Annotated in this window: 25 protein-coding genes; 12 read left to right on the forward strand and 13 right to left on the reverse strand. The window is 43.4% G+C overall.

What is annotated here, in order from left to right; all coding sequences use genetic code 11:
* The first annotated feature begins 37 nt into the window (after window positions 1-37).
* On the forward strand, window positions 38-1,195 hold the full coding sequence (locus ACZ5O6_RS10335; RefSeq protein WP_447091271.1) for a DUF3530 family protein: 1,158 nt from the start codon (window positions 38-40) through the stop codon (window positions 1,193-1,195).
* Window positions 1,196-1,243: 48 nt separating this feature from the next.
* On the opposite strand, the gene ACZ5O6_RS10340 is transcribed toward ACZ5O6_RS10335, so the two are convergent.
* The 6 genes from ACZ5O6_RS10340 to msrP all read right to left on the reverse strand — a co-directional run bounded on the left by ACZ5O6_RS10340 (window position 1,244) and on the right by msrP (window position 6,602).
* Entirely contained in the window at window positions 1,244-2,035 is a 792-nt protein-coding gene (locus ACZ5O6_RS10340; RefSeq protein ID WP_447091270.1) for a TSUP family transporter, read from the reverse strand.
* Window positions 2,032-3,831, reverse strand: a complete 1,800-nt coding sequence (locus ACZ5O6_RS10345) for a C13 family peptidase (protein ID WP_447091269.1) — start codon at window positions 3,829-3,831, stop codon at window positions 2,032-2,034. Before ACZ5O6_RS10345 ends, ACZ5O6_RS10340 begins: the two co-directional genes overlap by 4 nt.
* A 122-nt stretch (window positions 3,832-3,953) precedes the next feature.
* Complete coding sequence (locus ACZ5O6_RS10350) at window positions 3,954-4,571, reverse strand: SprT family zinc-dependent metalloprotease (RefSeq protein WP_447091268.1); 618 nt, start codon at window positions 4,569-4,571, stop codon at window positions 3,954-3,956.
* A gap of 12 nt (window positions 4,572-4,583) precedes the next feature.
* Window positions 4,584-4,928, reverse strand: coding sequence for an MGMT family protein (locus ACZ5O6_RS10355; RefSeq protein WP_447091267.1), 345 nt, complete (start codon window positions 4,926-4,928; stop codon window positions 4,584-4,586).
* A gap of 51 nt (window positions 4,929-4,979) precedes the next feature.
* Window positions 4,980-5,570 (reverse strand): protein-methionine-sulfoxide reductase heme-binding subunit MsrQ, encoded by a 591-nt coding sequence (locus tag ACZ5O6_RS10360; protein ID WP_464283510.1) that lies wholly within the window; start codon window positions 5,568-5,570, stop codon window positions 4,980-4,982.
* Between the two features lie 57 nt (window positions 5,571-5,627).
* A complete protein-coding gene (gene msrP / locus ACZ5O6_RS10365) occupies window positions 5,628-6,602 on the reverse strand; it encodes a protein-methionine-sulfoxide reductase catalytic subunit MsrP (protein WP_447091265.1) in 975 nt (324 codons plus the stop codon).
* Between the two features lie 529 nt (window positions 6,603-7,131).
* On the opposite strand from msrP, the gene ACZ5O6_RS10370 reads away from it, so the two are divergent.
* The 4 genes from ACZ5O6_RS10370 (at window position 7,132) to ACZ5O6_RS10385 (ending at window position 11,034) form a co-directional block, all read left to right on the forward strand.
* A complete protein-coding gene (locus ACZ5O6_RS10370; protein ID WP_447091264.1) occupies window positions 7,132-8,814 on the forward strand; it encodes an NAD-dependent malic enzyme in 1,683 nt (560 codons plus the stop codon).
* Between the two features lie 129 nt (window positions 8,815-8,943).
* Window positions 8,944-9,783, forward strand: coding sequence for a tRNA cyclic N6-threonylcarbamoyladenosine(37) synthase TcdA (tcdA, locus tag ACZ5O6_RS10375; RefSeq protein ID WP_447091263.1), 840 nt, complete (start codon window positions 8,944-8,946; stop codon window positions 9,781-9,783).
* Window positions 9,780-10,670, forward strand: coding sequence for a DMT family transporter (locus tag ACZ5O6_RS10380; RefSeq protein WP_447091262.1), 891 nt, complete (start codon window positions 9,780-9,782; stop codon window positions 10,668-10,670). The genes tcdA and ACZ5O6_RS10380 overlap by 4 nt, the downstream gene beginning before the upstream one ends.
* Window positions 10,645-11,034, forward strand: a complete 390-nt coding sequence (locus ACZ5O6_RS10385; RefSeq protein ID WP_447091261.1) for a VanZ family protein — start codon at window positions 10,645-10,647, stop codon at window positions 11,032-11,034. The genes ACZ5O6_RS10380 and ACZ5O6_RS10385 overlap by 26 nt, the downstream gene beginning before the upstream one ends.
* Here ACZ5O6_RS10385 and ACZ5O6_RS10390 read toward each other — a convergent pair.
* Complete coding sequence (locus ACZ5O6_RS10390; RefSeq protein WP_447091260.1) at window positions 10,982-12,025, reverse strand: metal-dependent hydrolase; 1,044 nt, start codon at window positions 12,023-12,025, stop codon at window positions 10,982-10,984. The two genes, ACZ5O6_RS10385 and ACZ5O6_RS10390, sit on opposite strands and share 53 nt — an antisense overlap.
* A 335-nt stretch (window positions 12,026-12,360) precedes the next feature.
* Here ACZ5O6_RS10390 and gcvA point away from each other — a divergent pair, with 335 nt between their 5' ends.
* Entirely contained in the window at window positions 12,361-13,332 is a 972-nt protein-coding gene (gene gcvA / locus ACZ5O6_RS10395) for a transcriptional regulator GcvA (protein WP_447091259.1), read from the forward strand.
* A 46-nt stretch (window positions 13,333-13,378) separates the two neighbouring features.
* Here the strand turns inward: gcvA and ACZ5O6_RS10400 are convergent, their stop codons facing one another.
* The 5 genes from ACZ5O6_RS10400 to ACZ5O6_RS10420 form a co-directional block, all read right to left on the reverse strand.
* On the reverse strand, window positions 13,379-13,822 hold the full coding sequence (locus ACZ5O6_RS10400) for a chemotaxis protein CheX (RefSeq protein WP_447091258.1): 444 nt from the start codon (window positions 13,820-13,822) through the stop codon (window positions 13,379-13,381).
* Complete coding sequence (locus ACZ5O6_RS10405) at window positions 13,819-14,193, reverse strand: response regulator (RefSeq protein ID WP_447091257.1); 375 nt, start codon at window positions 14,191-14,193, stop codon at window positions 13,819-13,821. Before ACZ5O6_RS10405 ends, ACZ5O6_RS10400 begins: the two co-directional genes overlap by 4 nt.
* Window positions 14,194-14,245: 52 nt before the next feature.
* Entirely contained in the window at window positions 14,246-16,396 is a 2,151-nt protein-coding gene (locus tag ACZ5O6_RS10410; protein WP_447091256.1) for an ATP-binding protein, read from the reverse strand.
* Window positions 16,397-16,483: 87 nt separating this feature from the next.
* On the reverse strand, window positions 16,484-17,170 hold the full coding sequence (gene murU, locus ACZ5O6_RS10415) for an N-acetylmuramate alpha-1-phosphate uridylyltransferase MurU (protein ID WP_447091255.1): 687 nt from the start codon (window positions 17,168-17,170) through the stop codon (window positions 16,484-16,486).
* Window positions 17,170-18,255 (reverse strand): aminoglycoside phosphotransferase family protein, encoded by a 1,086-nt coding sequence (locus tag ACZ5O6_RS10420; RefSeq protein ID WP_447091254.1) that lies wholly within the window; start codon window positions 18,253-18,255, stop codon window positions 17,170-17,172. The genes murU and ACZ5O6_RS10420 overlap by 1 nt, the downstream gene beginning before the upstream one ends.
* 209 nt (window positions 18,256-18,464) lie before the next feature.
* Here ACZ5O6_RS10420 and ACZ5O6_RS10425 point away from each other — a divergent pair, with 209 nt between their 5' ends.
* The 6 genes from ACZ5O6_RS10425 to ACZ5O6_RS10450 are packed head-to-tail and all read left to right on the forward strand — an operon-like array spanning window position 18,465 to window position 25,299.
* A complete protein-coding gene (locus ACZ5O6_RS10425; RefSeq protein WP_447091253.1) occupies window positions 18,465-20,918 on the forward strand; it encodes an LPS-assembly protein LptD in 2,454 nt (817 codons plus the stop codon).
* Window positions 20,908-22,248 (forward strand): peptidylprolyl isomerase, encoded by a 1,341-nt coding sequence (locus tag ACZ5O6_RS10430; protein WP_447091252.1) that lies wholly within the window; start codon window positions 20,908-20,910, stop codon window positions 22,246-22,248. The genes ACZ5O6_RS10425 and ACZ5O6_RS10430 overlap by 11 nt, the downstream gene beginning before the upstream one ends.
* Window positions 22,245-23,282 carry a 4-hydroxythreonine-4-phosphate dehydrogenase PdxA gene (gene pdxA / locus ACZ5O6_RS10435; protein ID WP_447091251.1) on the forward strand — a complete coding sequence of 346 codons (1,038 nt, stop codon included), beginning with the start codon at window positions 22,245-22,247 and terminating at the stop codon, window positions 23,280-23,282. The genes ACZ5O6_RS10430 and pdxA overlap by 4 nt, the downstream gene beginning before the upstream one ends.
* Before the next feature lie 3 nt (window positions 23,283-23,285).
* Window positions 23,286-24,113, forward strand: coding sequence for a 16S rRNA (adenine(1518)-N(6)/adenine(1519)-N(6))-dimethyltransferase RsmA (rsmA, locus tag ACZ5O6_RS10440; RefSeq protein ID WP_447091250.1), 828 nt, complete (start codon window positions 23,286-23,288; stop codon window positions 24,111-24,113).
* The gene (gene apaG / locus ACZ5O6_RS10445) at window positions 24,106-24,480 is read left to right on the forward strand and encodes a Co2+/Mg2+ efflux protein ApaG (protein ID WP_447091249.1); all 375 of its coding nucleotides are present in this window, start codon (window positions 24,106-24,108) and stop codon (window positions 24,478-24,480) included. Before rsmA ends, apaG begins: the two co-directional genes overlap by 8 nt.
* Before the next feature lie 12 nt (window positions 24,481-24,492).
* Entirely contained in the window at window positions 24,493-25,299 is an 807-nt protein-coding gene (locus ACZ5O6_RS10450; RefSeq protein WP_447091248.1) for a symmetrical bis(5'-nucleosyl)-tetraphosphatase, read from the forward strand.
* A gap of 111 nt (window positions 25,300-25,410) precedes the next feature.
* Here ACZ5O6_RS10450 and galE read toward each other — a convergent pair whose 3' ends face one another.
* Window positions 25,411-26,433 (reverse strand): UDP-glucose 4-epimerase GalE, encoded by a 1,023-nt coding sequence (gene galE / locus ACZ5O6_RS10455; protein WP_447091247.1) that lies wholly within the window; start codon window positions 26,431-26,433, stop codon window positions 25,411-25,413.

Raw genomic sequence — 26,433 nt, forward strand, 5'->3', positions numbered from 1 at the left:
AACACACCATGTGCGGCATGTGGTCTACACTCTATATATGGGTAAAAAACATCACTTAGCAACTATATTCGTCATCTGCCTAGGTTTACTAGCAAATACTGGGTGGGCTCAGAATACTGAACCAACGACAAACACGGCCGAGAATGAAGAGACGGAGAATACTGACAAGCAACAAACGCCTGAAACCAATACACCTTCTCGCCTTTCTAGCAAAATAACACGATCGACAATTACCGCTGACCGAAAACGTAAGATGCAGTTATTAGCCGACCAGTTACCCAGCGGACAACCTTATTGGCTAAACGATGGCACCAGCGAATTTCTCGGTATCTGGCAAGAGGACCGATCAGGTGACGCCCAAGGCGCATTGCTCATACTGCACGCCGAAGGCGAACACCCTGCATGGCCTCAAACCACACAGCCACTTCACGATTCACTCCCAGAGTACGGCTGGGCAACCATGGCTATACAGCTCCCCGATCCGCTGAGCAAGCCTCTCCCCAAACGTACGTTAGCAGCTAAATCCATTGCGCAACCAACCAACCGTGACATTGTGAACGAAGGTGATGAGAGTGAAGGCGCTAATGACGAAAACAGTAGCGATGAAAGCACCACTAGCCAAGCTAACCCAGAAAAAGAAACGGCTAAAAATATGCAGCCTACTGAAAACAACAACCCCTCACCCCAAGCAACGCAAGATGTTGAAGATATTGCCGAAAAACGGCTAACAGTAGCCATCAAATTTTTACATGACAAAGGGCAATTTAATATTGTACTAATGGGCAGTGGCACTAGCGCCATTCGCGGGCATAAGTTAATGAAAGAAATCGTGCCGGTTATTGATGATGCCAGACTAAAAAAGAAGATAGAGAAGCCTATAAGAGGATCCATTCTCTTTAACGCCAAAAACACATTGCCGACCAGTAGCGAAGTATATAAAGATTGGTTTTTCGACCCTGAAATTCCAATTTTAGATATTTACACCGCAACCAACTTACAAAATCAGCAAGACGCTAAGATGAGAAAAGTCTTATCCAAAAAAAATAAAGCCATCGCTTATAAACAATTAAAAGTATCTGAATTATCTTACGAAAAAAGCTGGAAAGAAAACCGACTCTCTCGCCGCATTAGAAGCTTCTTAGATGCTTATATTCAAGGCATTGAAGTAACCAACGCCAAACTAAAAAAACAATAAAATAGACAGATTAACCTTTTAAGTTCGAGAATAAATAGAGAACAAACATCACCCGACAAACCACTCCTTCGCTATACCCCCAATACTCGTAAACAATAATAAAACACCAAACACGCGATAAAACTTAACACTATCGGTTGAAAGTAGATATTCATGTAAACGCAAGCCAATAACATGGCCTACCGCTGCACAAGGAAGTAGCCACAGGTGGTGCTCAAGCTGTAAATCAACACCATAATAAATAAAAGATGCCATCTTAATAACAACTAAAATAAACCACAGTACAAATAACGTATCGCGCAGTTGCGCTTTCGCTATATTCTTCACAAAAACCGCAACGATCAATGGCGCACCAATAAGTGATGTGCCACTGATATAACCACCTAACATTAAAAACACAACATCCAACACTTTGTGATTACTTTGAAAAGGCTTATTAAAAACGTAGGAAAAAGCATAAATTGTAATAATGCCAAAAATAATCACACTCATTATTTTCGGTGGCAATGTAAGCAAACCAAACACACCAATCATTTTTGGGATAATCATAATACCCAATGCTTTTTTCAGATAACGCCAATCGACGTTATTATTCACCGAACCGCCGCTTTCTGATATTTCCGGCTGTTTTTTACGATGATTTTGATAAACCGTTAGCGAAGAAAAAACCAGCAAATGAACAGCAATAATTGGTAAAAAAACAAGCGGCTGATTATCAATAATCAACAAAAATGGCAAAGCAAAAACAGCGCCACCAAAGCCAAAACCAGAGCGTACAATACCACTCCAAATAAATAGCAAACCAATCAAGGCATACTCATACCATTCTAATCCGATCATGGTGCTGCCGATTCACTCGCTGCGGAACGTACCGAACGATCATTATTGTCAGTTTTCTGCGCTCGCCACTTTTCCAGGTGCGCCACTATCGCCTTAGGCTTATAAATAAGCGGATTAGAATTTTCTAACCCTTGCGCCGCCTCCCGCCCCTTAACAATATCGCGCGCACGCTCAAAAGCGTCAATAAACGTTGCTGACGGGGCATCTTGATTGAATAGCGCATCTTTGAAGAATGCCTCACCAAAGTAAGTCATGGTTGAACGATCGCTACAACCAAACGACGTTTTATCAGCAGAGGCCGCAGTAATAACCATCATATAATCATCTTTAATCTCTTTAATAAAACCACCGGAGTAACAAGCAGAGATAACAACCACCTTATGACGCACAGGTAAGGCCGAGAGTATTTCGCCCAACTGCTCTGCCGGTAGCGAATCTAAAGACAACCCCGGTTGATACAGGTAAAAGCGAAAATCTGATGAGCCATGACTAGAAAGATAAACAAAAAGCACATCATTTTCGTTATCCATTTTTTCTGCGACTGCGTCTAATGTTTGCTGAATACTCGTTTGGGTTGCTAACGGATGCTGGTCGTACTCCAGTCGATTATTGATGAGCGCAATTGAGCGATGAGCGGTGTGGTAATATTGGTCAAACCATTGTTTAACTGAACTCACTTCACGACGAAATACCCCTTGCGACCCATCACCACCAATACCCACAAAATATAAATCAATCAGTTCAGGATTTTCTTGTTCTATGGCAGCTAAACTCGATTGCAATAGTGCCGACTGGTGATAGAGCGCATGCTCTGCCATCACGCTTGGCGACACCGCTAAACGTGGATCATCCGCCGATACGAGTTGACCACGATCCCACTCACCCTTGACCATCGCAATACCATCTAACGGCTCTGCATAGGTTAATATGCCTTTTCCATGTTTGCGCCCGCGAAGAAATTCACCCTCATACTTATCACCGTTTTCGGCAATTAACACGCCTTTTCCACTATAGCGACCATTTAAAAAACTTCCCGTATATTCTTCGCCATCATTATGCTGGTAAACGCCCACACCATGATAATAACCGGCTGTAAACTCACCTTCATAGCGGCGATCTTTTTCCTGATAAATCCCTTTGCCATCGAAAGCGTAATTAACAAACTCACCCTCATAAAAAGCATCTTCTTTTTCCCAACGCCCTTCCCCCGTGAAGTCATCATTAACAAATGTTCCAGCGTACACCTCTTCTAATAACTCGCCCTCTGCACTTTCATAAGAACGCGTATACACGCCGTCGCCATGAAATAGGTCTTTCTCAAAACCACCCTCATATTGATAACCACTCGCAGAAACTAAAACGCCTTCGCCGTGATAAAGGCCATCAACAAATTCACCGGTGTAGGTATTTTCGCCCGAGGTAAAAACACCGAGACCATTAGGTAACCCACTGTCCATTTGACCTTCATAAACATCATCATTGCTATAACGAAGTTTACCGTTACCTTGCATATCCCCACGCGAGAACATACCTTCATAAAAAAAGTCACGCGCATGTAAGACGCCTTCACCATGAAACAAACCTTCTTCAAACTCACCCTCATAGTATTCCTGATTCGGCCACACTAAACGGCCAGCACCGGACAATAAGCCTTTACGCAATTCACCTTCATATACCGCGCCATCGGCCAATGTCGCGACAGGCACAGGAATAGCTTTTGTATATCGATCTTTATACTCAATCGCTAATGCTCCAACGATAAGGCCACATGTCATTACAAACGCGTATTTAACCAAAACATTTTTCCTCTTAACGAGCCTATGATTAGAAGGGGATGATAAAAATAATAAAGAGTAGAGGAGAGCCGCGGCGAACTCAAGTACAAGCGACTATAGCAATGGCTTTTACCCAGTAACTTTTACTCAGTCTCTAGCATCAATTCAACCGCACAATCTTTGCATCGATAGCGCTGCTCACCTGATTGAATTTTTCGATGCCTCTGCGCCGTCAGCTCAACAGTGCGACAATCGCAACGATAAGCATAACGTGTTATTTTCCTTACTGGGATACCGCGTAAATCGTAATTCGCTCTCACCGTTGGCTTTGCCCCAAAAACACGCATTACATCACGCCACTGTTGCCCATGCGGGCGAATATGCCGCAGACCAAAAAGGCAATCCGTTACGTAATGTGCCACTTCATGAGGGATCGTATTACACCAACTATCGTCAGCATATTTTGCGAATAACCATGGGTTAAAACGAATGCAGCGCTCGTACGTCGGTGAACGCGATGAACGGCTAACACCCAACATGTCAATGACACCTTTTACGCCGACTCTTGTCATTCTTTTTGGCATCATCGATTTAACACGATACATCCCTGCCGTTTTACCTTTAATATCAAATAACACAGGAATCTCAGGAAAAGAGCGTTGATAATAGTTTTCAGCGACCAACAAATAACGCTGTACTTCTTGTGCGACACGTTGCTGTTGTTGCTTATCAATAGGGGAAATTAAAGGCGCTAGAGCCATCGAAATAAACCTTTACCAAAAATAGGTTTTGGGCACTCGTCCTGATGCCGTAAAAACAATGCCTTCTGACTCCAATTTTTTACGCTGATCATTCGCACCGGCAAAATCCGCAAGACATCCTTGAGCATTGACGATACGAAACCATGGCAAACTGGAGTCCTTAGGCAAGCGCTTCAATAGACGCGCACTTTGTCGAGGATTGGTAAGTTCTGATAGAGCAGCAAGGCGCCCATAACTACATACATGACCTTTAGGCACTTGAGACAACACCCAACAAAAACGCTCAAATACGGCATCGAATTGGGATGAAAGAGCCTCTGACGGGGAGTTATTTATTGCAGTTAGATCTTGAGTCATGCGAGACAGCATAACATCTCGCCGCGCTATTTTCAGCGGCAGTTGTGTGATCTATCGGTAAGATTTTTTCACGCGAAAAAACACACGCACCCCCAACAATACTGACAACAACAGGGCGTATACTAGCGGCCATAAAACATCCGCTTTTACCAACCACCAGTAATGCAATATAACAAGAACAGCCACAAGATAAACTAAGCGGTGCAGACTAATCCATGCTTTACCCATTCTTTTTTGCCAAAAATGCAACGATGTCACTGCTAGTGGCAACATAAAGACATAAGCAGCAAAACCGAAAGTGATATAAGGGCGCTCGACTATGTCATCAATAATCGATAGCCAATCAAAGAAGTGATCGAAGAGTAAAAAAACGCTTAAATGTAGAGAGGCATAAACAAAGCTCCACACCCCCAATAAGCGACGAAAACGGGATAAGACATTCCAATGAAACAGCCGTCGAACGGGCGTTATCGCCAAGGTTAACAAGAGTAGATATAGGGCCCACTCACCGGTAATATGGGTCAGCGCTTCAACAGGGTTGGCACCCAATCGATCATAGGCGACGCCCAGCACCAAATAACCGATATGCCCTATAAAAAAGCCAATAAGTAAGAACTTTACCCAGAAAACCCAATGGCGCACTCCCCACATACTCTATCACCCACTTCGATATTATGGACCCAGCCACAAAGGCATCGATTAAAAAAACCGGCGTAAATCCATACCCGCATACAAACCAGCGACATCATCAGCATAGCCATTAAACAGCTGTGTTTTTTGCTTAAACAACTTCCCTATCACGCGCTCTCGACGCTGGCTCCAACGAGGATGGCTAACATCGGGGTTAACATTGGAATAAAATCCATACTCTTGAGGACCTGACATATTCCAGCTGGTTTTGGGCTCGGTCTCACTAAAACGAATCTTGACGATAGACTTAATACTTTTAAAGCCATACTTCCAAGGAACAACTAAGCGCAACGGCGCACCATTTTGATTAGGTAACGGCTTTCCGTACAAGCCCGTCGCGAGCAACGTCAACGGATGCATCGCCTCATCTATTCGCAGACCTTCTCGGTAAGGCCACTCCAATACATCACGAGTCTGCCCGGGCAAAGGATTTTTAGGATCAAATAAGGTTTCAAAAGCAACATACTTCGCTTTGCTATTAGGCTCAAAACGTTTGAGCAAGTCTCCCAATGGAAATCCCACCCAAGGAATCACCATAGACCACGCCTCGACGCAACGAAAACGATAGATACGCTCTTCATAATCATGCGGCTTAAGAATATCTTCCAAGGTGTATACGCCGGGCTTCGCACATTCACCCGCAATTTCAACTTGCCAAGGGTCTGTCACCAAGGCACTCGCATTTCGCTTAGGATCGCCTTTGCCATAGCCCAGTTCGTAAAAGTTATTATACGTTGTAATATCATCAAAACTATGAGGAGTTAGTGCAGAAGTATCAGGCTCCACCTTGGCAAATTTACTGGCTAATAATTCATTACCTAAGGATCCATAAGAAGACATGGCTAACGTCGGTAAATAAGCAGCCAGCGATAACGCCATCGACTGTTTAATAAAGCGCCTTCGCTGTTGAAACAGTGCTTCATCGGTTACGTCATTTTCGGTGAGCTGATGTGCATTTTTAGCATGCGGTAATGAACGTAACATAGCGTAAAACCCTTACAAAATAATCGTTTTGGTTAGAGTGAACTGCAAACAGATAGTTCAACTCATATACCACTAAAAAACAGTATCATCTCGTGATACATGAATTATTTTTATTTAAAAAAAGCAGAATTCACTGTATAGTGGCGCTCGCAACAATGTCGTTCAGCAGGTTCGCGAACTGGCGTTTACCCACTATGCAGCAACAACTCAAGCATAGACGACAGTGCGATTAGCCACTCACTGTTATGGTATCGCTACCCAGCATAAGCGCTATATTGAGCGCTATCGCCCTATTAAGTACTGACTATTTAGTCACAGATTAACTTAATCTATTGCTTGCTTAAATTTTGCTTAATCGCATAGAAGGTATCGCGACCCCCTTCAGTCATCTTGCTCTCTTGATTTGTCCACTATACTGTACGGGCAACACTGAACAGCATCGAGCGCAACAAGAGCCAGTAACGCAAAAGACAATATCTTATGTTACGGTGCTTACCATTAATTGACCAACCGAGAAGACGCAGAGCCAATGAAAAAGAAACCGTTATATATCCAGTACGCAGGCCCAATGTTGTTAGAAACACCCCTTTTGAATAAAGGTAGTGCATTTACCAAAGAAGAGCGAAAGCATTTTAATCTAAGCGGACTACTACCGGATATTACGGAAACCATTGAAGAACAAACCGCTCGCGCTTATCAGCAGTTAACATCGTTTACCACCGATATTGATAAACACATTTATCTACGAAACATTCAAGACACCAACGAAACACTGTACTACCGACTCATCACTGAAAATCTGAATGAAGTCATGCCTCTTATCTACACCCCCACTGTTGGCCAAGCCTGTCAGCAATTCTCTCGCATTTATCGCCGCCATCGCGGATTATTTATTTCTTATAATGATCGCGACACCATTGATGACATGCTACAAAACGCGACCAAACGTAATATCAAAGTAATTGTTGTGACTGATGGCGAACGCATTTTAGGCTTAGGTGATTTAGGTATCGGCGGCATGGGCATCCCAATTGGTAAACTGGCGCTCTATTCTGCTTGCGGTGGTATCAGCCCTGCTTACACATTACCCATCACCTTAGACGTAGGCACGAATAACCAAGCATTGATTGACGACCCTATGTATATGGGTGCGAAGCATCCTCGTATTACCGGACAAGAATACGATGACTTTGTTGAGCGCTTTATGCAATCTGTGCAGAGCCGCTGGCCTGATGCGCTCATTCAATTTGAAGATTTCGCCGGACACAATGCCAATCGTTTACTTGACCGCTATCGCGATAAAGCTTGCAGCTTCAATGACGACATACAAGGCACTGCCGCGGTTACCGTAGGGACATTGCTAGCCGCTTGTAAAGCCAAAGGCGAGCAGTTAAAAGATCAAATCGTCACTTTCTGTGGTGCAGGTTCAGCGGGCTGCGGTATCGCAGAGCAAATCGTTGCACAGATGGTCTCTGAAGGCCTTAGTGATATGCAGGCACGCAAACGTATATTTATGATTAATAGCCGCGGATTAGTCATTGGCAGCATGAGCGGATTGAAAGATTTTCAATTGCGACTTTGCCAATCCGATGAGCGCTTAACCGAATGGGGTGTTAGTGGTGATACTGCCACGCTGGCGGAAACCGTAGAGCTTTCTAAATCGACAGTCATTGTTGGCGTATCAACCGTTGCCGGTTTGTTCACAAAAGAAATCATTGAACAAATGCAGGCTAATACAGCCAAACCCATTGTACTTCCCCTATCCAATCCAACCTCAAAAGTTGAAGCGCTACCAGAAGACATTTTGACATGGACAAACGGCAATGCCATCGTCGCTACCGGCAGCCCTTTTGATCCTGTCGAGCTCAATGGTAAGACATATCCCATCTCACAATGTAACAATAGCTACATATTTCCCGGCGTTGGTCTAGGCGTTGTTGCCAGTAAGGCGAACCGAGTTACTGACAATATGCTAATGGCTTCTAGCTATGCGCTAGCGGAGTACTCAGCCGTTCATAACTCAGGTTCAGGAGAGTTACTACCAGACCTGAACGATATCCGCGATGTAAGTAAATATATTGCCAAAATGGTTTACAAGCAGGCGATCATTGACGGCGTGACGCCAGAAGTGAGCGACGAAGAGATAGGCAAGGCCATTGACCGGAACTTTTGGCGTCCTTCCTACCGCCCTTACCGCCGCAATGCACTTTAAAGATGAAAGTATAAAGCGAATAAAAAAGCGAGGCTAAACACCTCGCTTTTTTCGTTTAATCCATCTAAGATTTGCGCGCACGAACAAAGACAACTCCCTATTTAATCGACGCTAGCAGCCACACGCTTTATGACAACCATGATTCACCCCGATGTTCGCGATCGCTTTGACGGCGTTATTCGCCTTTATGGCACACAAGCGATTAAGGCTCTACAAAATAGCCGCGTACTGGTTATTGGTATTGGGGGCGTAGGCTCATGGGTTGCTGAAGCGCTGGCAAGATCGGCCATTGGACACATCGCGCTAATGGATTTAGATGATGTTTGTATATCCAACATTAATCGCCAATTGCACGCGACTCAAAAAACCATCGGGCACTCTAAAATCGACATCATGGCTCAGCGATTGCGAGAGATTAATCCGTTGATACAGGTCGAGACGATTCACGACTTTATTGATGGCGACAATTTGGATAATTATATTCGTCGCGACTACGACATCGTTATCGATGCTATTGACGCTGTCATGGTAAAAACAAAACTGATTAATTTTTGCAAATGGAAAAAAATTCCCACCATTACTATTGGCTCAGCAGGAGGCAAACGCGACCCGTTAAAAATTATTGCTAGCGACCTTAGTAAAACCAGAAATGATCCACTACTGTCAAAAGTGCGCAATAACCTGCGACGCCAGCATCGCTTTAGTCGCAACCCCAAACAACGTTTTGCCATTACGGCCGTATACTCTACAGAGCAAATGACTTACCCAAACGACACCGGTGAAACCTGCTCGACTAAGGCATTTATTCAAGATGGCGCCAGCCTCGATTGCAATCAAGGTTTCGGCGCAGCCACGATGGTGACCGGAACTTTTGCTTTTGTTGCGGCCAGTGCAGCTATCGACAAACTCATTAAGCGCCACCAAGCCGCACAAGAGAAAAGCGCCATAACAAACCATACGAACGCATGAAGATATCCAGCGCTCACCTCACCCTGTACACATCAATTAGCTTATTGGGGCTCAATGGCTTATTTTCTAATGGGCTTCCGGTTGACGCGACCACGCTCACGCAAGTACGCAGTGTCTTTGCAGGCATCACCCTACTGTTATTTATTATCTGCATGCGAGGCACCATAAAACTACCCGATAAACGTTCGGCATTAACCGTATACGGTATTGGTATTTTATTAGGCCTACATTGGGTTACTTTTTTTTACGCTATGCAATCGGCATCGGTCGCTATCGGCATGCTAGCGCTGTATACCTACCCCATTTTTACTATTTTTATTGAGCCTTTTTTTACTCGCAAAAAAGTGCAAATGCTCGATATATTCCTAGCCGTAGTTGTTCTTATCGGTTTATTTATTATTGTTAGTGACCATTTGCCAGATAACCTAGTGAATGACAGCAGTGCCCAAGGTGTCTCGGGCAACGTCATCCTTGGCGTTGTTTCCGGTATCGCTTCTGCTATGTTGTTTGCTTTTCGCAATACGCTGCAAAAATACTGCTGCACGGCTGTACGCAGCGACACACTCATGCTTCACCAAATGTTAGTTATTACACTATTGCTAGCATTATTTATTGATATTGACACACTACAACAACTCGATGGCACACAATGGTTTTATATCGTTATATTAGGCGTGATTACGACAGCGATAGCACACACATTACTGGTAAAGAGTTACAAACTATTTGCCGCCAAAACAGTGGCTATGGTCAGTTGCTTACAGCCGGTATTGGGCAGCTTATTTGCTTGGCTAGTGCTCGATGAGACTATCAGTATATATACCGCCGTAGGCGGTAGTATTATTTTAGGTGTTGCTGCTTATGAATCTACTAAAGCGGCCACTTAGCCGCTGCTTATATTTCCAAAAGCAAAACACGTGGCTCAATCGCAGCGTGCTCATTATTTATGCAGCTATCGTATTGTGGCTATCACTTAAACCCACCGTCGATATTGCATCACCACTCTACAACGACAAGATCGCCCATTGCTTAACGTATGCTTTGTTCACTGCACTTATGTGGCGAATAAGCCATCACCGCAGTGTATTTATCGGTGGCGTTATATGCGTATTACTTTTCAGCACCATCATCGAAATCATTCAACCCTATACGGGCCGCCTATTTTCTTGGGGGGACATTGCTGCCAATGTACTCGGCGTCAGTTTGATGTCTCTATATCTTTCCCGCTTATCATTTGCCAAAGCGTTGTAAAGTGGCTGCCATTGCGATCTCTATCACCCACATAACGAATATGTGTATGCATATTGGCATCGGGATTGAGCTCAATCCCCCATAATCCTTTAATTTGATTAGGGATTAATGAATAGCGCATATCAATCACCCGATCTGGATAGCGCGGAGATACCGCCAAATAGTCATTGGAAAACCAGCGAAATCGCTCAACATCTCGTGCCTGCTGAGAATCTTCCTGTAACCACGGAAAGTCTCGCACCACATTGAGCTGCTCAATAGAACCGCCTTCGTAAAGCTTAACACCCCAGCCAACACGAATGGCATCCACGTAAAATCGCGTACCTTCTCGATACACGACCTTCCACACTAAAATATTGGCAAAACTAGGTTTCGCTTCAATACTCTCAGGCTGATGCCCTCTCGCTTCGGCAACAACACTCATAGCGACCTCAGCTCGCTCGCGCTGAATAATACCTAAGCTGATATAAGCCATAGCCCAGCACAATGCACCCAATGATAATATGCGAGACACTCCCTCTTTACGCCGCAGCAGCATGGCCAATATAACGAAGAACAGCAAAGGTAGAGTAAATAAGGGATCAATAATAGAGATGACATTCCAGGCCACTCGCATATCACTCAAAGGCCAAAGTAGCTGCGTACCATAGGTAGTCAAGGAGTCTAGAAGGCCATGCGTTGCATAACCCAAGGTACAAAACAGTAGCACCTGCTTAAAAGACAAGCCAATGCGGGAAAACCAAGACCTAAAGACAAACGAGAAAAATAGCGCACAAAGCAGTCCACCAAAAGGGATAAAAAGTAAGGAGTGCGTAAAATGGCGGTGATATTCCAAGCCCAATAGAGGGTCAACATCGGACTTAATGAGCACATCAAGGTCAGGCGCCATACCTGATAATGTCCCTAAGACCGTCGCAGCAATAAGTATCTGCCGCTTTGATATTTGCTGAGAGGCTATAGCACCGACAACACCCTGAGTAACTGGATCCATAATATCTCCTAAAGACAACAACAATAATCGCGATAATTGCGTAAGGTAACAGCATACTATATACGCACGCCACCGTTCTGATAGACGTCAAACTCACAAGCATAAAAAAACCGCTGCGGCAAAAGCCGTAGCGGTCTAAAAAAGGTGGCTTAAAAGGAGAAATGAATAAGAATGTAGCCAACACCCTATCCAGAAAAAACATAAAAATACATTTATGGCGCCTAAAATCGTAGATAACTACAAGAAGCGCGGATAATCTTGCAAATAATCCAGTTTTTACTTCTGTTACAATAGCTCTCTAAGCTCGCTAGACAGGCGCGCAATATAGTTGTGAATTGCTTATAAAACAAACGAAGTTTCTTCACGAGACTAATGAAAAAAATTCACCATTAGAGATCAACCCTATCAAACGTTTACCACCACTCAATGCCCTGCTAAGTTTTGAATCTGCAGCTCGTAATGGCAGCTTTTATCAAGCTGCGGAAGAGCTTTATGTCACGCCGTCAGCTATTAGCCACCAAATTAAATCACTAGAAAGTTTTTTGGGGGTGCAATTGTTCGAGCGCAAAAAGCGCCAGATCGAAATTACCGTTGCGGGCAAGCGATATACCAAGTTTATCCAAAAAGCACTTAAAGAGATCGACAAAGGTACACAAGACCTTATTGCCTCTCATGATACTGGCGAACTCAGCATCAGTATGACACCGGCTTTTCTAAATTACTGGCTACTTCCCAGAATCGATAAATTTTACGAAAAAAACCCTGACATTCAATTAGATATCAACGCGAGCGTCGCATTAATCGACTTCCCTCGCTCAGATATTGATATTGCTGTCTACTTTGGCCATGGCGACTGGCCGAACGTAGAAAGCTCTTTTCTTCGACACTCAGAACGCGTACCCGTATGCAGCCCAAAACTTTTAGAAAAGCACGCCATTAATACGCCCAGCGATTTACTGGAGCATAAGCTGTTTTTTGTCAAACAGCGTAAAGAGGAGTGGGAAGCCTGGTTTGATTTAGCGGAAACAGAATATAATATGCGCAAATACCCCATATCATTTTCAAGCAGCTCGCTAGCAGTAAAAGCAGCAGCGGAAGGTGTTGGTATTGCCTTGGCGGATATTAGTTTAGCCAGTGAAAGCATACGTAAAGGTGAGCTCATTATGCCTTTTGATGTACGCTTAAAATTAGAGAAGGCCTTTTATGTGGTTTATCAAAAAAACCGAAAAATGACTTTCGCAATGAAAGCCTTTAAAGAGTGGATGATGAACGAAATGTCATCCGATAGTATTGCCGAGGAGCGGTAAAACCACCGCCCCTCAAACCGTCATGCTGACTACGCACGACACGTCACTACTTTAAACATACGACCAAATGCCCCGTATAAGATTTCCAGCGAAAAGGCACATTAAAAGCCTGATCCTCTTCAGAAAATTGATAACCTTCACTCTCTCTTATCGCGGGAATAGAAATCACAAATTGGGAGCCAAACTGCTCCCTCACATTGCCTGAAATAGTATTGGCAACCTCACCGACAATGTCGATGATAAGCTCTGGCGTGACATATTTTTCACCTAAACTTAATAACAAATGACGCAACATAGCTCGAGCAGCAAGCACATAAACCTTCCCCTGACGAACACCTGACACATTGATCACCCCCATATAATCACTGGATGGCGCATCAGTAGAAGTCATAAGATAAGGGGTGCCCACAACGGCTTTACTATCAGAGACGGTTAGAAAATAGTTTTTAATTCCATCAATAAATGCCTGCACTTCATTTTCTGTCATCATGCGATATACGGCTCCGTTTCAAGTAATTCATTCAATGCTATTGTTAGCTCATTATCGCTAAAAGGTTTTTTGAGAAAGCCCTCTGCACCCTGCTTGATCGCCTCTAAAGCCGTAATTTTATCTGACAAAGCAGATACAACTAATATATGCACACGCGGATTTAAATCCGTCAACACTTTAATACACTCAACGCCGCCAAGCTCTGGCATCGTTAAGTCCATAGTGACCATATCAGGCTGCTCACTTTTAAATAGCGCTATCGCATCACGCCCATTAACGGCCGTTAATACCGTCAGCTCTTTATTCTCCAACGCACAACGTTCTATTTTTCTACGAACCGCTAAGGAGTCGTCGACGATCATCAACTTCATTGAAAGCTCTTTCTTTATTTATCGTTTAAAAATTAATAGGGGAAAAAATATTTTATGCGCACTGCGCCGATAAAGACTGAGACACATCGGCTGGGCTAGCATGATCAGGAATAGAAATACGAAACTCCGATGAACGCTTAGCCTTACAACCCACCGAAAGCGAAGCTCCCATATTATCGATATAGGCCTTAACCACATCTAAACCGACCCCCCTTCCTGCATGATTATCAACATACTTAGCTGTAGAGTAGCCCGGTTTAAATATCGTTTTCACTAAGTCTCTAGGCGTCATCGACTCAATTTTATTTGCCGCATATTGCCCTTCATCCAACAAATGTTGCTTAATTGCACCAAAATCGATGCCTCGCCCGTCATCTTTCACGACAATAGTGACAACATCATTGATCTTTTTAATCATCACCGCGATATGTCCCTTTTCATCTTTACCTAACGCCATACGTTTTTTAGGCTTTTCTAAACCGTGAATAATGGCATTACGCAACAATTGGATAATGATATTTTTCACGACACCTTGATGCTTTGCCGGAATCAATGTTTCATCAAATTGAGAAAAATCAAGATGTACTTTTTTGTGATGATCTCTACTGACTTTTTTAGCCAAGTTTTTTAATGCTAATTGTAACGGCGAATAAAATACAGCATCTGAAGGCGATGCATTCGCTTTTTTCAAAGATTGCTCGTGAGCAAGTTCATTAAAGCGCGACATAAACAAATGAATAGATTCAGCCGACTTCACTAACACGGTTAATTCAACGGTAATTGGCAAGAAGTCATCACCCTCAAGACTCTCTTTCTTATTTAAGATCACCAATTTATCTTCTAAGGCATGCAGATGTTTTTCGATCATCTGCAAGCCCAGCATCGACGCCTCACCCTTTAATGCGTGGACTACTCGATTAATATTATCCAACTTATCTTTGAATGCCGACAAAGAATACAGTGGCTTTTCTAAGGTCGAGTTAATCGCGCTTAGTTCTTCATCTAGCAAAGACATAAAATCTTTAAGCAATTGAAAATCAACATTCATTAATGATAAAACCGACTCAGCCTCCTGACTAATACGCTCATGACTTAACGCCAACTTTTCTCGCAACTCAACAATTTCTGTGACATCTTTAACGGATACTAGTAAGTGTACAATGGTACTTTTTTCAAAAACACGAGAAAACGTAAACTCAAAAAAGTGATCGCTTTCGCCATATTTATTAGTAATACTTAGCTTAACTTCTTTTAGAGGATTCAACTCATCCATCAAGCTAGACTTTACACGGGGATTAAATAATGAATCGACATAGTCTTTAGCAATCGTCAAATCATCCTTATTAACCAGCGGCGCCAATAATTCAAAAAAATCTTTACCCGAAAAATTCCGCTGACGAAATAAATTTTCCATGCTGGATGAATGCTCAGAACCTATTTCATAATTTGGGTTTAGCAAAAAAAGTCCATCGCGTACGGTCTGCATAATTTCTGACATCTCACGCTGCGCACGCTGACTTTTATCATCGCTTGAACGTAAGCGTTTAATAAAGTGAAATAAAATGATGAAAAAGTTAACCACGGCCAAAATTATCGCTACACCTTGTACTATACGAAGGCTGACCGTTTTTTGGTGCGCTTTGTTTTCAACGGCAGTAGCAAAAGCGGTGACTAAATTGAGGAGTTGATCACCCTTCTCACGAGAAAAAGCAATGGATCGCTCTGCTTTATCAAGCAATCTATTACGATCAATGTTTTCTGAATAATCTGCATACACTAAAGCACTGACTAGATTACGATAGGGCTGCCATATTTTTTCAGCATCTACCAAATATTGCTCGCTTAATAACTGATAATCATCACCAAGCAATAACGTATCTTGCCCCTGACCTTGACCGATTAAGCTTCCTCCATAAATAAATGCGTCAAACACTTCATCAAACTGCTTATAACTCGCGGCTAATTTTGACTGGCTTTCACTAATATCACGGTTAGCCACTAAATCGTCTCTGATCTGCTCTACACTATGGAACAAGCGTTGCGTAAGCATTGATTGACGGTTAGCCAGATGAATGGCATGAGCATCATCGGATATTTGATACGTTGTATAAAAATTTAGCAGGAGAACACCCGCATCAAGGACAAGAAAAATAGCAATCGCTGCTACCATTTCTTTGTATTTACCCAAGAGGTTGCGCCACATATCAAAAGCCCTAGAAGAAGGAGATCAGAAGCGCGCACTGTAATTGCAAGACATGTCAGATTTATGACAAATGCTTAATAATATTTTTTACACTGACGCTTCTTTTAGGCTCTGCTCAAGGGCGACCAGCCTTTCTGGTGTCCCTACATCACACCAATCACCCTCAAACAAAGAGCCTGATAAGCGGCATTTGGATATCCAATACAAAAACACTTCTTTTAGTGCAAACGCCTCTCGTCGTTGAGGATAATCAGCAATCATCTTTGGGTGGACTAACGCTAGGCCCGAAAAAGTATAAGCAGGCAATACGTCTTGTTTCATCATTACTGTCGACACATCAAGAGAAAAATCACCGTCGAGATTATGATCAGGGTTATTCACAAGCCACAAATGTGCCACGCTATCGTTCAACGGTGATGAAGCTATACGCGAGAATGCCAAGTCACACCAAACATCGCCATTCACCAACAAAAAGGGTTCGTCGCCCAGCAAGGAAAGCGCATGGTTTAACGCACCACCCGTCTCTAGCGCGTAAGGTTCTTGAGAATAAACAATACGCAAACCCCAGCGCTCACCATCACCCAGTGATGCGATGATTTTTTCACCCAAGTATGCGGTATTAATAATGACCTCAGACACACCTAGAGAGGACAGCTTTTCCAAATGATAAACAATCAACGGTTTTCCGTTCACAGGCAGCAAAGGCTTAGGCGTATTATTGGTCAGTGGCCGCATGCGCTCACCTCGACCTGCCGCCAAAATCATGGCTTTCATTATTGATCTCCTGCTGCGCGATAATCGGTATACCACGATTGAGCCTCAATCATTGGCAGTAATGTATCTTCGAACCATTGAGCAAATATTTGGGTCTGGGGGTAGCGATGAGACGCTTCCAATACATAACGGATCACAAGCGGTAAATCTTGTAAGTATCGCTGCTTACCATCTCTAATAGACAAACGAGCAAAGATCCCCAAGACTTTTATATGCCGCTGTAGTCCCATCCAATGAAACCAAGCCATAAACTGCTCTTGAGGCACCGCCTTCATAAGACCCGCATCAGCGGCTTGTTGCATGTACAGCATTGCCCATGCATCGACTTGCTCTGGCGCCCAGCGGACATAACAATCCTTCAACAAGGAAACAAGATCATATGTTATTGGGCCATACACTGCATCTTGAAAGTCGATCACCCCTAGCCGGCCGTCATCACAAAGCATCAAATTGCGTGAATGATAATCTCGATGCACAAGCACTTGCGGCTGTTCACGTGCCGATGTTGCCAAATGGGTCATAACGTCTTCAATGATTCTTTCCTCAGCCTCAGATAATGTATAAGCCAACATATCGTTAACAAACCATTGCGAAAACAATAACATCTCTTGTGTTAGCAATTCAGGCTCATACCTCGGTAACTCAATGGCAGAAGCCGGTGTTTTCTGTAAAAGAAGCAGCATGGACTGCGCCTGTTCATAATATCGATCGACCGTCTCAGGCGAGAGTACATCCAGCAAATCCGTGCGACCAAAACTTTCGATCAGTAGATAATTATTATCGGGGTCAGAGGCGTAGATAGCGGGTGTGGCAACACCATACGAACGCAATCGCTCTGATAGCTCCGCAAAATAAGCACCCGACTCACTCCTGCCCGCATCGACGGGCGCCACAACCAGCAAGCTCTCAGGTACTGTATTCGCTCGGTAGTATTGGCGAAACCCTGCATCACCCGCTAACGGAGTGAGCGATAGTGGTGTATTCGGTAGGCGACAGACCGTTTCTTCTACTTCTTTCGCCAGCGTCTCTCTCACCCACTCGACAAGCGTCGTGGGCATTGCGACGACTGATAAATGATTACTCAAAAAAACACCCCTAATAAATTGATCAAACGAAAAGAACCTCCGCAAGCAAGACGTTATATTCGATTAGCCAGAGATTCTCATAGAAATTTATGCGCTAAAACACGACGCCTTGACCATTTTACAGTAGAATTGCTGTTTTTATTCTCTGAAACACCCAAATGGTTAGTTAATAGTAATAACCAACCATAAATATGGAAGTAGAATCACCCATGTCATCACCTCGCCTATCCGGCAAAAAAGGCTTTTTACTACCTGTTATCGTCGGCGGATTGGTTGGCACACTTTACTCAACAATGAGTAGTGCAAACCTAAGGGAAACCTTAGACTGGGTAGCTTATGATCAACTCACCCCTGAACAGCAAGCAGCACTCCCTATTGGTAGCTGCGGCGCTTATATATCTCCCATAGCATATGATAATCAAAAGGTAGACAGTGGTAATGAACTTGCAACAGAAGCATCAGCGAATAAAAGCGAAATCATCGAAAAGCAAGGATTTAAGCAAATCACTCTGATTGGTGACGTTCTAGTAAAGCAAGGCGCTCAACAGCTTACAGCTAACGAAGCATTTTATAGTGAAAAAACCGGTTCAATCACTATTGAGGGTGAGTTAACAGTCAGGCAACCCGATCTATTGCTTATTGCCAACAAAGGCGTAGTCAATCAACGAGAGAACCGTCTATCCATTGACGATGCTACCTACGTTATTCATTCTGCCAATGTGCGCGGTAAAGGTCAGAAAATCACAAAAGACAATGAAATAATTGACCTACAGGGTAGTGAATATACCAGCTGCGAGCCTGGAAATAATAATTGGTTATTAAGAGGCAGCCAAATCACTATTGATACCGAAAAAAATCAAGGGATAGCCAAACATGTACGTTTAGTCGTTGAGGGTATACCCGTGTTTTACTGGCCTTATCTGAGATTTCCTGTGGGTAACGATAGGCAGTCTGGCTTTCTATACCCAGTAATAGAATCAAGCGGCGGCGCCATTAATGCATCTGTCCCTTATTACTTTAATCTTGCTCCTAACTACGATTTAACGTTAACTCCTCGCTTTTTACAGCACCACGGCACACAACTTGAGGCTTATGGACGGCATCTCAGTAAAAGCTTTGAAACAGACATTACGCTAGCTTATCTCAGCGACGATAAAGGCATACTTAGCGACAGCGAACAATCACTCGTCGATCAAGGAACTAAAACGAATGACGAGGTCAATCCCTTTGCTGGAGATGATCGATGGCTGGTTAACATCAATCAAATAGGCGGTAAAAATCAGCGTTGGTTCAGCCAAATTGATTACAATGAGGTTAGCGATAACGATTATTTAAATGATTTTGATGGCTCCAGCATCAACTCGACCAACGAGACAAGCCTAATACAAAAGATTACCGCAGGATATTTGTTTGAAAATTGGCGTCTAGAAATCAATAACCAACGATACCAAATACTTAATGACAATATTACCCGCCCTTACAAGTTACTACCCCAGATTTCTCTGGACGGGGAGTATGAACTGAAACAAACTCGATTTGGGATAATAAGTACCGAATTAGAAAACGAATGGACACGCTTTGATCATAGCGATGCCGATGACCGAAACGACAACACACTTGTCGGAAATCGATCAAGACTGAAGTATTCCATAGAACTAGATAACAGTGTTGACGCAGGCTTTTTTCGTCCAAGAATTCAAGCCCGGCATTTAAGCTACGAACTCAATGAATCAAAGCTTGCCACTGGAGCCAATACCTCACCCTCTTTAACCATTCCTCAGGCGGTTATTGATTCGGGCCTATATTTTAATCGAGATGGCAATGGCTACCAACAAACTTTTGAGCCAAGATTATTTTATTTTTATAGCCCGTTTAAAGATCAATCCAACCTGACCGGTGACGGTAGCAATATTGATTTTGATACCTCAAATCGCACGTTCAGCTACAACCAGCTTTTTAATGATACACGCTTTGCCGGAGGCGATCGTATTGACGATGCCAATCAGTTATCCATAGGATTAACAACCCGCTACGTGTCAAACCTATCAGGCTTAGAATGGTTTAGTGCTAGTATTGGTAAAGCCATATACTTCGATGAAAGAAGTGTCGCGGTTTCAGGTGTAGCAGATACAGATAACAATTCTAGACTGGCAGGCTTAATGAGTTCACAGCTTAGCAAAGAGTGGCAAATAACAAATAATTTTATTTATGATGATGATAACAATAGAATTGACGATAACACTCTCTCTGTAAAGTATCGGGGCAACGACAGCACGCTCTTCAATATAGGCCATCGCTTTTTACGTAACGCGGTTTCGTCCAGGACAACTCAGCAAACACAAACGTCAATCATACTACCTTTAGCCAACCGTAGTTGGTACATCTTAGCGCATACTAATTATGATCACACCAATGAACGAGAACTAGAACAGCTACTTGGCATTGAGTACAACAGTTGCTGTTATCGTGCTCGTTTTGCCTATAAAAAATTCATTGACGACGATCAAATAAGCGCAGGCAACACCAACATTAACTACGATGAAGGGCTGGTATTAGAGTTCCAATTCTTGGGTTTAGGAGGTACCGGCAGACAATTCAACAACCTATTTAACGATAATATTGAAGGTTACGAACAATGGCAGGCAACATATCGTGAAAACTAAACGACACTTTTTTGAATCACTTAAACGCACGATTACACATATGATTAAAAGAAATAATATCCAAAAAATATTAACATTGTACCTATGCGTGCTATCAACAATACTTGGCATTCATACTGTAAACGCAGCCGAAAATGTCGATAGCGTTATCGCTATTGTCAAAGACGACATTATTTTTGCACAAGAGTTAGCACAAAAAATGCAACAAGCCAAAGCTCGGCTCAACGCGCGCAAAAAAAGTTTCAATGAAACGGCCCTGCGAGATGAATTACTCGAATCGCTCATTTTGGAGAAACTTCAATTAAGCCTAGCCAAACAAAACAATTTAACGATTACCGATACCGAAATTGACACTGCATTAGAAAGGACAAAAGCTCAATTAAAACGCAATGGCGTACCTTTTGACGAATACCTTAGTAGTCAAGATTTATCGATTAATCAAGCACGAGCGGAACTAGAGAAAGAGCTCCTCATCAACAGGGTTCAGCGTGCCGTTATCAGCCAACGAGTAAATATTACTGAACGGGAAGTGGATAATTTTTTAGAGTCAAAAGAAGGAAAAGAATGGCTAACACCGCGATTCAATGTTGGTCAAATATTTTTTCCGTACACTGAAAAGAACAAAGAACGCGTTATGCAAGACGCTAAAAAACTGCACAACATCGTCAAAAGACAACCTGATAGCTTCCGCGCTTTTGCGCAGCAATATTCCAAAGGCCCTAACGCCAGCAAAGGCGGTGATATTGGCACACTAACAAAAGAAGAATTGCCGGACTTATTTGCAGAGCGCGTGTCTACTATGGAACCGGGCGATATTACTGCACCTTTTTTTAGCGGTGCGGGTGTACATATACTGACATTATTTGATCGAAAAGGGGCCGAACCTGTTGTCGTCACTCAGTACAAAACACGACATATTTTAGTTAAGCCTACTGATCTGTTAACCGAAGAAGAAGCAAAAGCAAAAATTGAAGACTTGCGTAATCAAATTAATAACGGCACTAATTTTAATACGCTGGCAACAGAAAATTCTGATGACTTAGGATCTAAGTCAGAAGGAGGAAGCCTTGGCTGGTCTTCACCGGGTGTTTTTGTACCGGCTTTTGAACAAGCCATGCAGAACACGCCAGTGGGAAAAATAAGCGCGCCATTCAAATCACAATTTGGCTGGCATATCTTAACCGTTGAAGAGAAGCGCACCAAAGATATTTTCGAAGACGTCAAACGATCTCAAGTACGTAACATTATTGGCAATCAACGCTTCCAAGATGAGCTAACTATTTGGTTAAGAGAGTTACGCGAAAGCGCTTATGTGGAAATACTCATTTGATTAAACGCATACTCTATACTGCGGGAGAACCCGCAGGCATTGGCGCCGATCTCGCGATTCTTTACGCCTCTCGTCATCAAAACGCCCACCAAAAACAATCATTACAATTTGTTGTAATAGGCGATCCATCTTTACTTCAACAGCGAGCAAAAGACCTTAAACAAGAGATTATACTCGTTGATATTGATACGAACGAGCCACCTTATCGCTTACGAGATAATGAAATCGGTATCATCCCGGTACACACCGCAGAGCCTGTGAGCACCGGCCAACTCAACGTTAGTAACGCACCCTACGTCGTACGCACACTCGAATTAGCGACACAGCTATGCATGAGTCAGCAATGCCATGCCGTTGTCACCGGCCCCGTACAAAAAAGCGTCATTAATGATGCCGGCATCCCTTTTAGCGGGCATACCGAATACTTTGCACAACAAACTCATACCGAACAAGTAGTGATGATGTTGGCAACAAAAGGCTTACGCGTCACCTTGGCAACGACACATCTACCATTAAAAGATGTTGCTGCAGCCATAACCAAAGACTCTCTGATACGCACGTTACGCATTATTCATAATGATATGCGATGTAAGTTTTCGCTCGACACCCCACGCATTGCTGTCTGCGGGCTAAACCCTCATGCCGGAGAAAATGGTCATTTGGGCAGAGAAGAAATTGACACCATTATCCCCGTATTAACTCAACTACGAGAAGAAGGGATAGACTGCCAAGGCCCACTACCAGCCGATACGCTGTTCACTCCAAAATATTTAAACAATGTCGACGTATTGCTCGCGATGTATCATGATCAAGGTTTACCTGTACTTAAATTTAAAGGGTTTGGAGCAGCAGCAAACATTACACTTGGCCTTCCCATTATTCGAACCTCTGTTGATCATGGAACAGCATTAGATTTAGCCGGTACTGGAAACATTGATACTGGTAGCCTTATCACCGCGATCGATTATGCATTATCTATGCATGCAGTCACTGAGCAACCGGCCGCCGAAATTGACAAACACACTAACGAATAATTTATGAATAAACCGTCAGCGCCCTTCGCCCACAAAGCACGTAAACGTTTTGGTCAAAACTTCTTAACTGACCAAAGTATTATCAACCGTATAGTGACGAGTATTAATGCGAAAACATCGGATCGATTAATTGAGATTGGCCCCGGACAAGGTGCCATCACACAGCAACTTATTTTGGCATGCCCACAGTTACAGGTAATTGAGCTCGATCGCGATTTAATTCCTATTTTATTAGCGCAATTTGCCAAATATCCCGATTTTGCCATTCACCAACAAGATGCTTTACGTTTTGATTTTGCCTCCTTAATCAAAGATGACCAACCACTACGTATTGTGGGCAACTTGCCGTACAACATTTCCACACCTCTCATATTTCACTTATTGTCTTACCAAGAACGTATTCGCGACATGCACTTTATGTTACAAAAAGAAGTCGTTAATCGATTGGTGGCCAGTGCGGGAGAAAAAAATTATGGCCGACTCAGTATCATGGTGCAGTACTATTGTGAAACAGAACATTTGTTTGCCGTGCCACCTGAATGCTTCGATCCTAGGCCAAAAGTGGACTCAGCCATCGTACGCTTGCAACCGCACAAAACACTGCCTTACATTGCCGATAATGTTGATCATTTAAGTCACCTAGTCAACTTAGCGTTTCAGCAACGTCGTAAAACACTGCGTAACAGCCTTAAACAATTAGCCGACACTGAAATCTTAGAGCAGGTTTCAGAGCAACTGGATATTAAGTTATCACTGCGCCCAGAAAACCTCTCCATAAAAGATTATGTTAATTTAAGTAACACCTTACACGGTTTATCAGCACATGAGTGAATTTACCATCCGCATTTCAGTTAAGAGCGCTTACCTCGATGAGTACTCGCAACCGCATAAAAATCGTTTCGCATTTTCCTATACAGTAAGTATCGAAAACTGTAGTGACATGAGCGCCCAACTACTCAGCCGCCACTGGGTTATTACCGATGCCAAAGACAAAATTCAAGAGGTCAGTGGTGATGGTGTGATTGGAGAGCAACCACATATAGCCCCCGGTAAAAAATATACTTACAGCAGCAACGCTATACTAGAAACTCATGCGGGTATTATGGAAGGGTCATACACTATGCGCACCGAAGCGGGCACAGTTATTCAAGTACCCATACCGGCGTTTTCGCTCACTCGCCCACAATCACTGCATTAACCTACTTCTACTATGGCAACATACGCAGTTGGCGATCTACAAGGGTGCTTAGCGCCTCTCAAGCAACTTCTGAAGATCGTTAATTTTGATCCTATTAACGATAGATTATGGCTTACTGGCGACTTAATTAATCGTGGCCCAGAGTCCCTCGACACCTTACGTTTTATTTATGCAATGGGTGACACCGCCATTACCGTTTTAGGTAATCACGACTTACATTTATTAGCCGTAGCTGCCGGTGTGCGAGAAGCATCTCCATCAGATACTTTAGATGAAATAGTAAAAGCACCCGATAAGGACGAACTTCTTCACTGGCTACGCCGCCAACCATTAATTCACCATGACCACGATCTTGCCTACACCATGGTTCACGCAGGTATCCCGCCCCAGTGGTCATTAAAAAAAGCCCTTAAGCGCGCCAACGAAGTCGAAGAAATTTTGCAAAGCGATGCATACGAGTACTATCTATCAACCATGTATGGCAATACACCAAAGCGCTGGGAAAAAGGCTTAGACGATCACGAACGCTGGCGAGTCATTACTAATTATTTTACCCGGATGCGTTTTTGTAGCGCCGATGGCAAACTAGAACTAACCTCCAAGGCTGGCATTCATCACGCACCCAAAGGTTATGCCCCGTGGTTTGAACACCTGAACCGTAAAACCTATTACGATCGTATTGTGTTTGGGCATTGGGCGGCACTTGAAGGACAAGCGTACAGCGAAAACGTATTTGCTTTAGATACTGGCTATGTGTGGGGTCAGAAAATGACAATGATGCGACTGGAAGATCAGCAACGATTTACCGTTGATGCTTGAAACGACACTATATTCACAAAAACGCTCCTATCGTCATGCCTGCGAATGCAGGCATCCAAAAAACCACAAAATAGTGGCTTTTATATCATGCAGTACAATCGAAATTTGCACTTATTCTGAACGAAACCCCTGAGGGTTTGTCGATTGCCAACGCCACGTATCTTCAACCATTGCCGTTAAGTCGTACTCAGTTTTCCATCCTAGTTTTGCCAATACTAGCGCCGGATTTGCATAATAGCTTGCAAGATCCCCTTCACGTCGAGGAGCAAACTTATAGGGTATTTTTTTACCACAGGCACCTTCAAACGCAGCCACTACATCCAAAACACTATAGCCCTTACCTGCTCCCAGATTAAATACTTGGCAACCTCGCTCGCCATCAACCATGGCTTGCAACGCTTTCACATGCCCTCGCGCCAAATCAACAACATGAATATAATCACGCACACCCGTACCATCAGGCGTCTCATAATCATTACCAAAAATCTGCAAAGCCTCTAAACGACCCACAGCAACTTGAGCCACATAAGGTAGCAAATTATTTGGAATACCTTGCGGATCTTCGCCAATTAAACCACTGGGATGCGCACCGATAGGATTAAAGTAACGCAATAAGCTCACCTGACATTGGCTATCGTTCACACGACACGCATCACGTAGGATCTCTTCTACCATCAATTTTGTTCGGCCATAAACATTGCAGGCACTCGTCGGCAAATCTTCAACATAAGGGCTGGGTGCGTCCGCACCATATACTGTCGCAGAAGAACTAAATACGATGCGATGACATTGGTATTCCGCCATCACTTCGGCCAAAGCAATACTACCTGACACATTGACATCATAATAATGCAAAGGAATTTGCGCAGACTCGCCAACCGCTTTTAGACCCGCAAAATGAATCACAGCATCAACGGTATGTGCAGAAAATACCGCACGTAAATCAGCACGGTCGCGCACATCGCCTCGAATAAACGTTAACTTTTTGCCCGTGATACGTTCTACGCGACGCAAAGACTCTTCATAGCTATTACAAAGATTATCAAAAACCACCACCTCAAAACCGGCATTAAGCAGCTCGATGCAAGTATGACTACCAATATAGCCCGCACCGCCAGTGACCAAAATTTTCAC

The organism is Eionea flava, assembly GCF_055393785.1.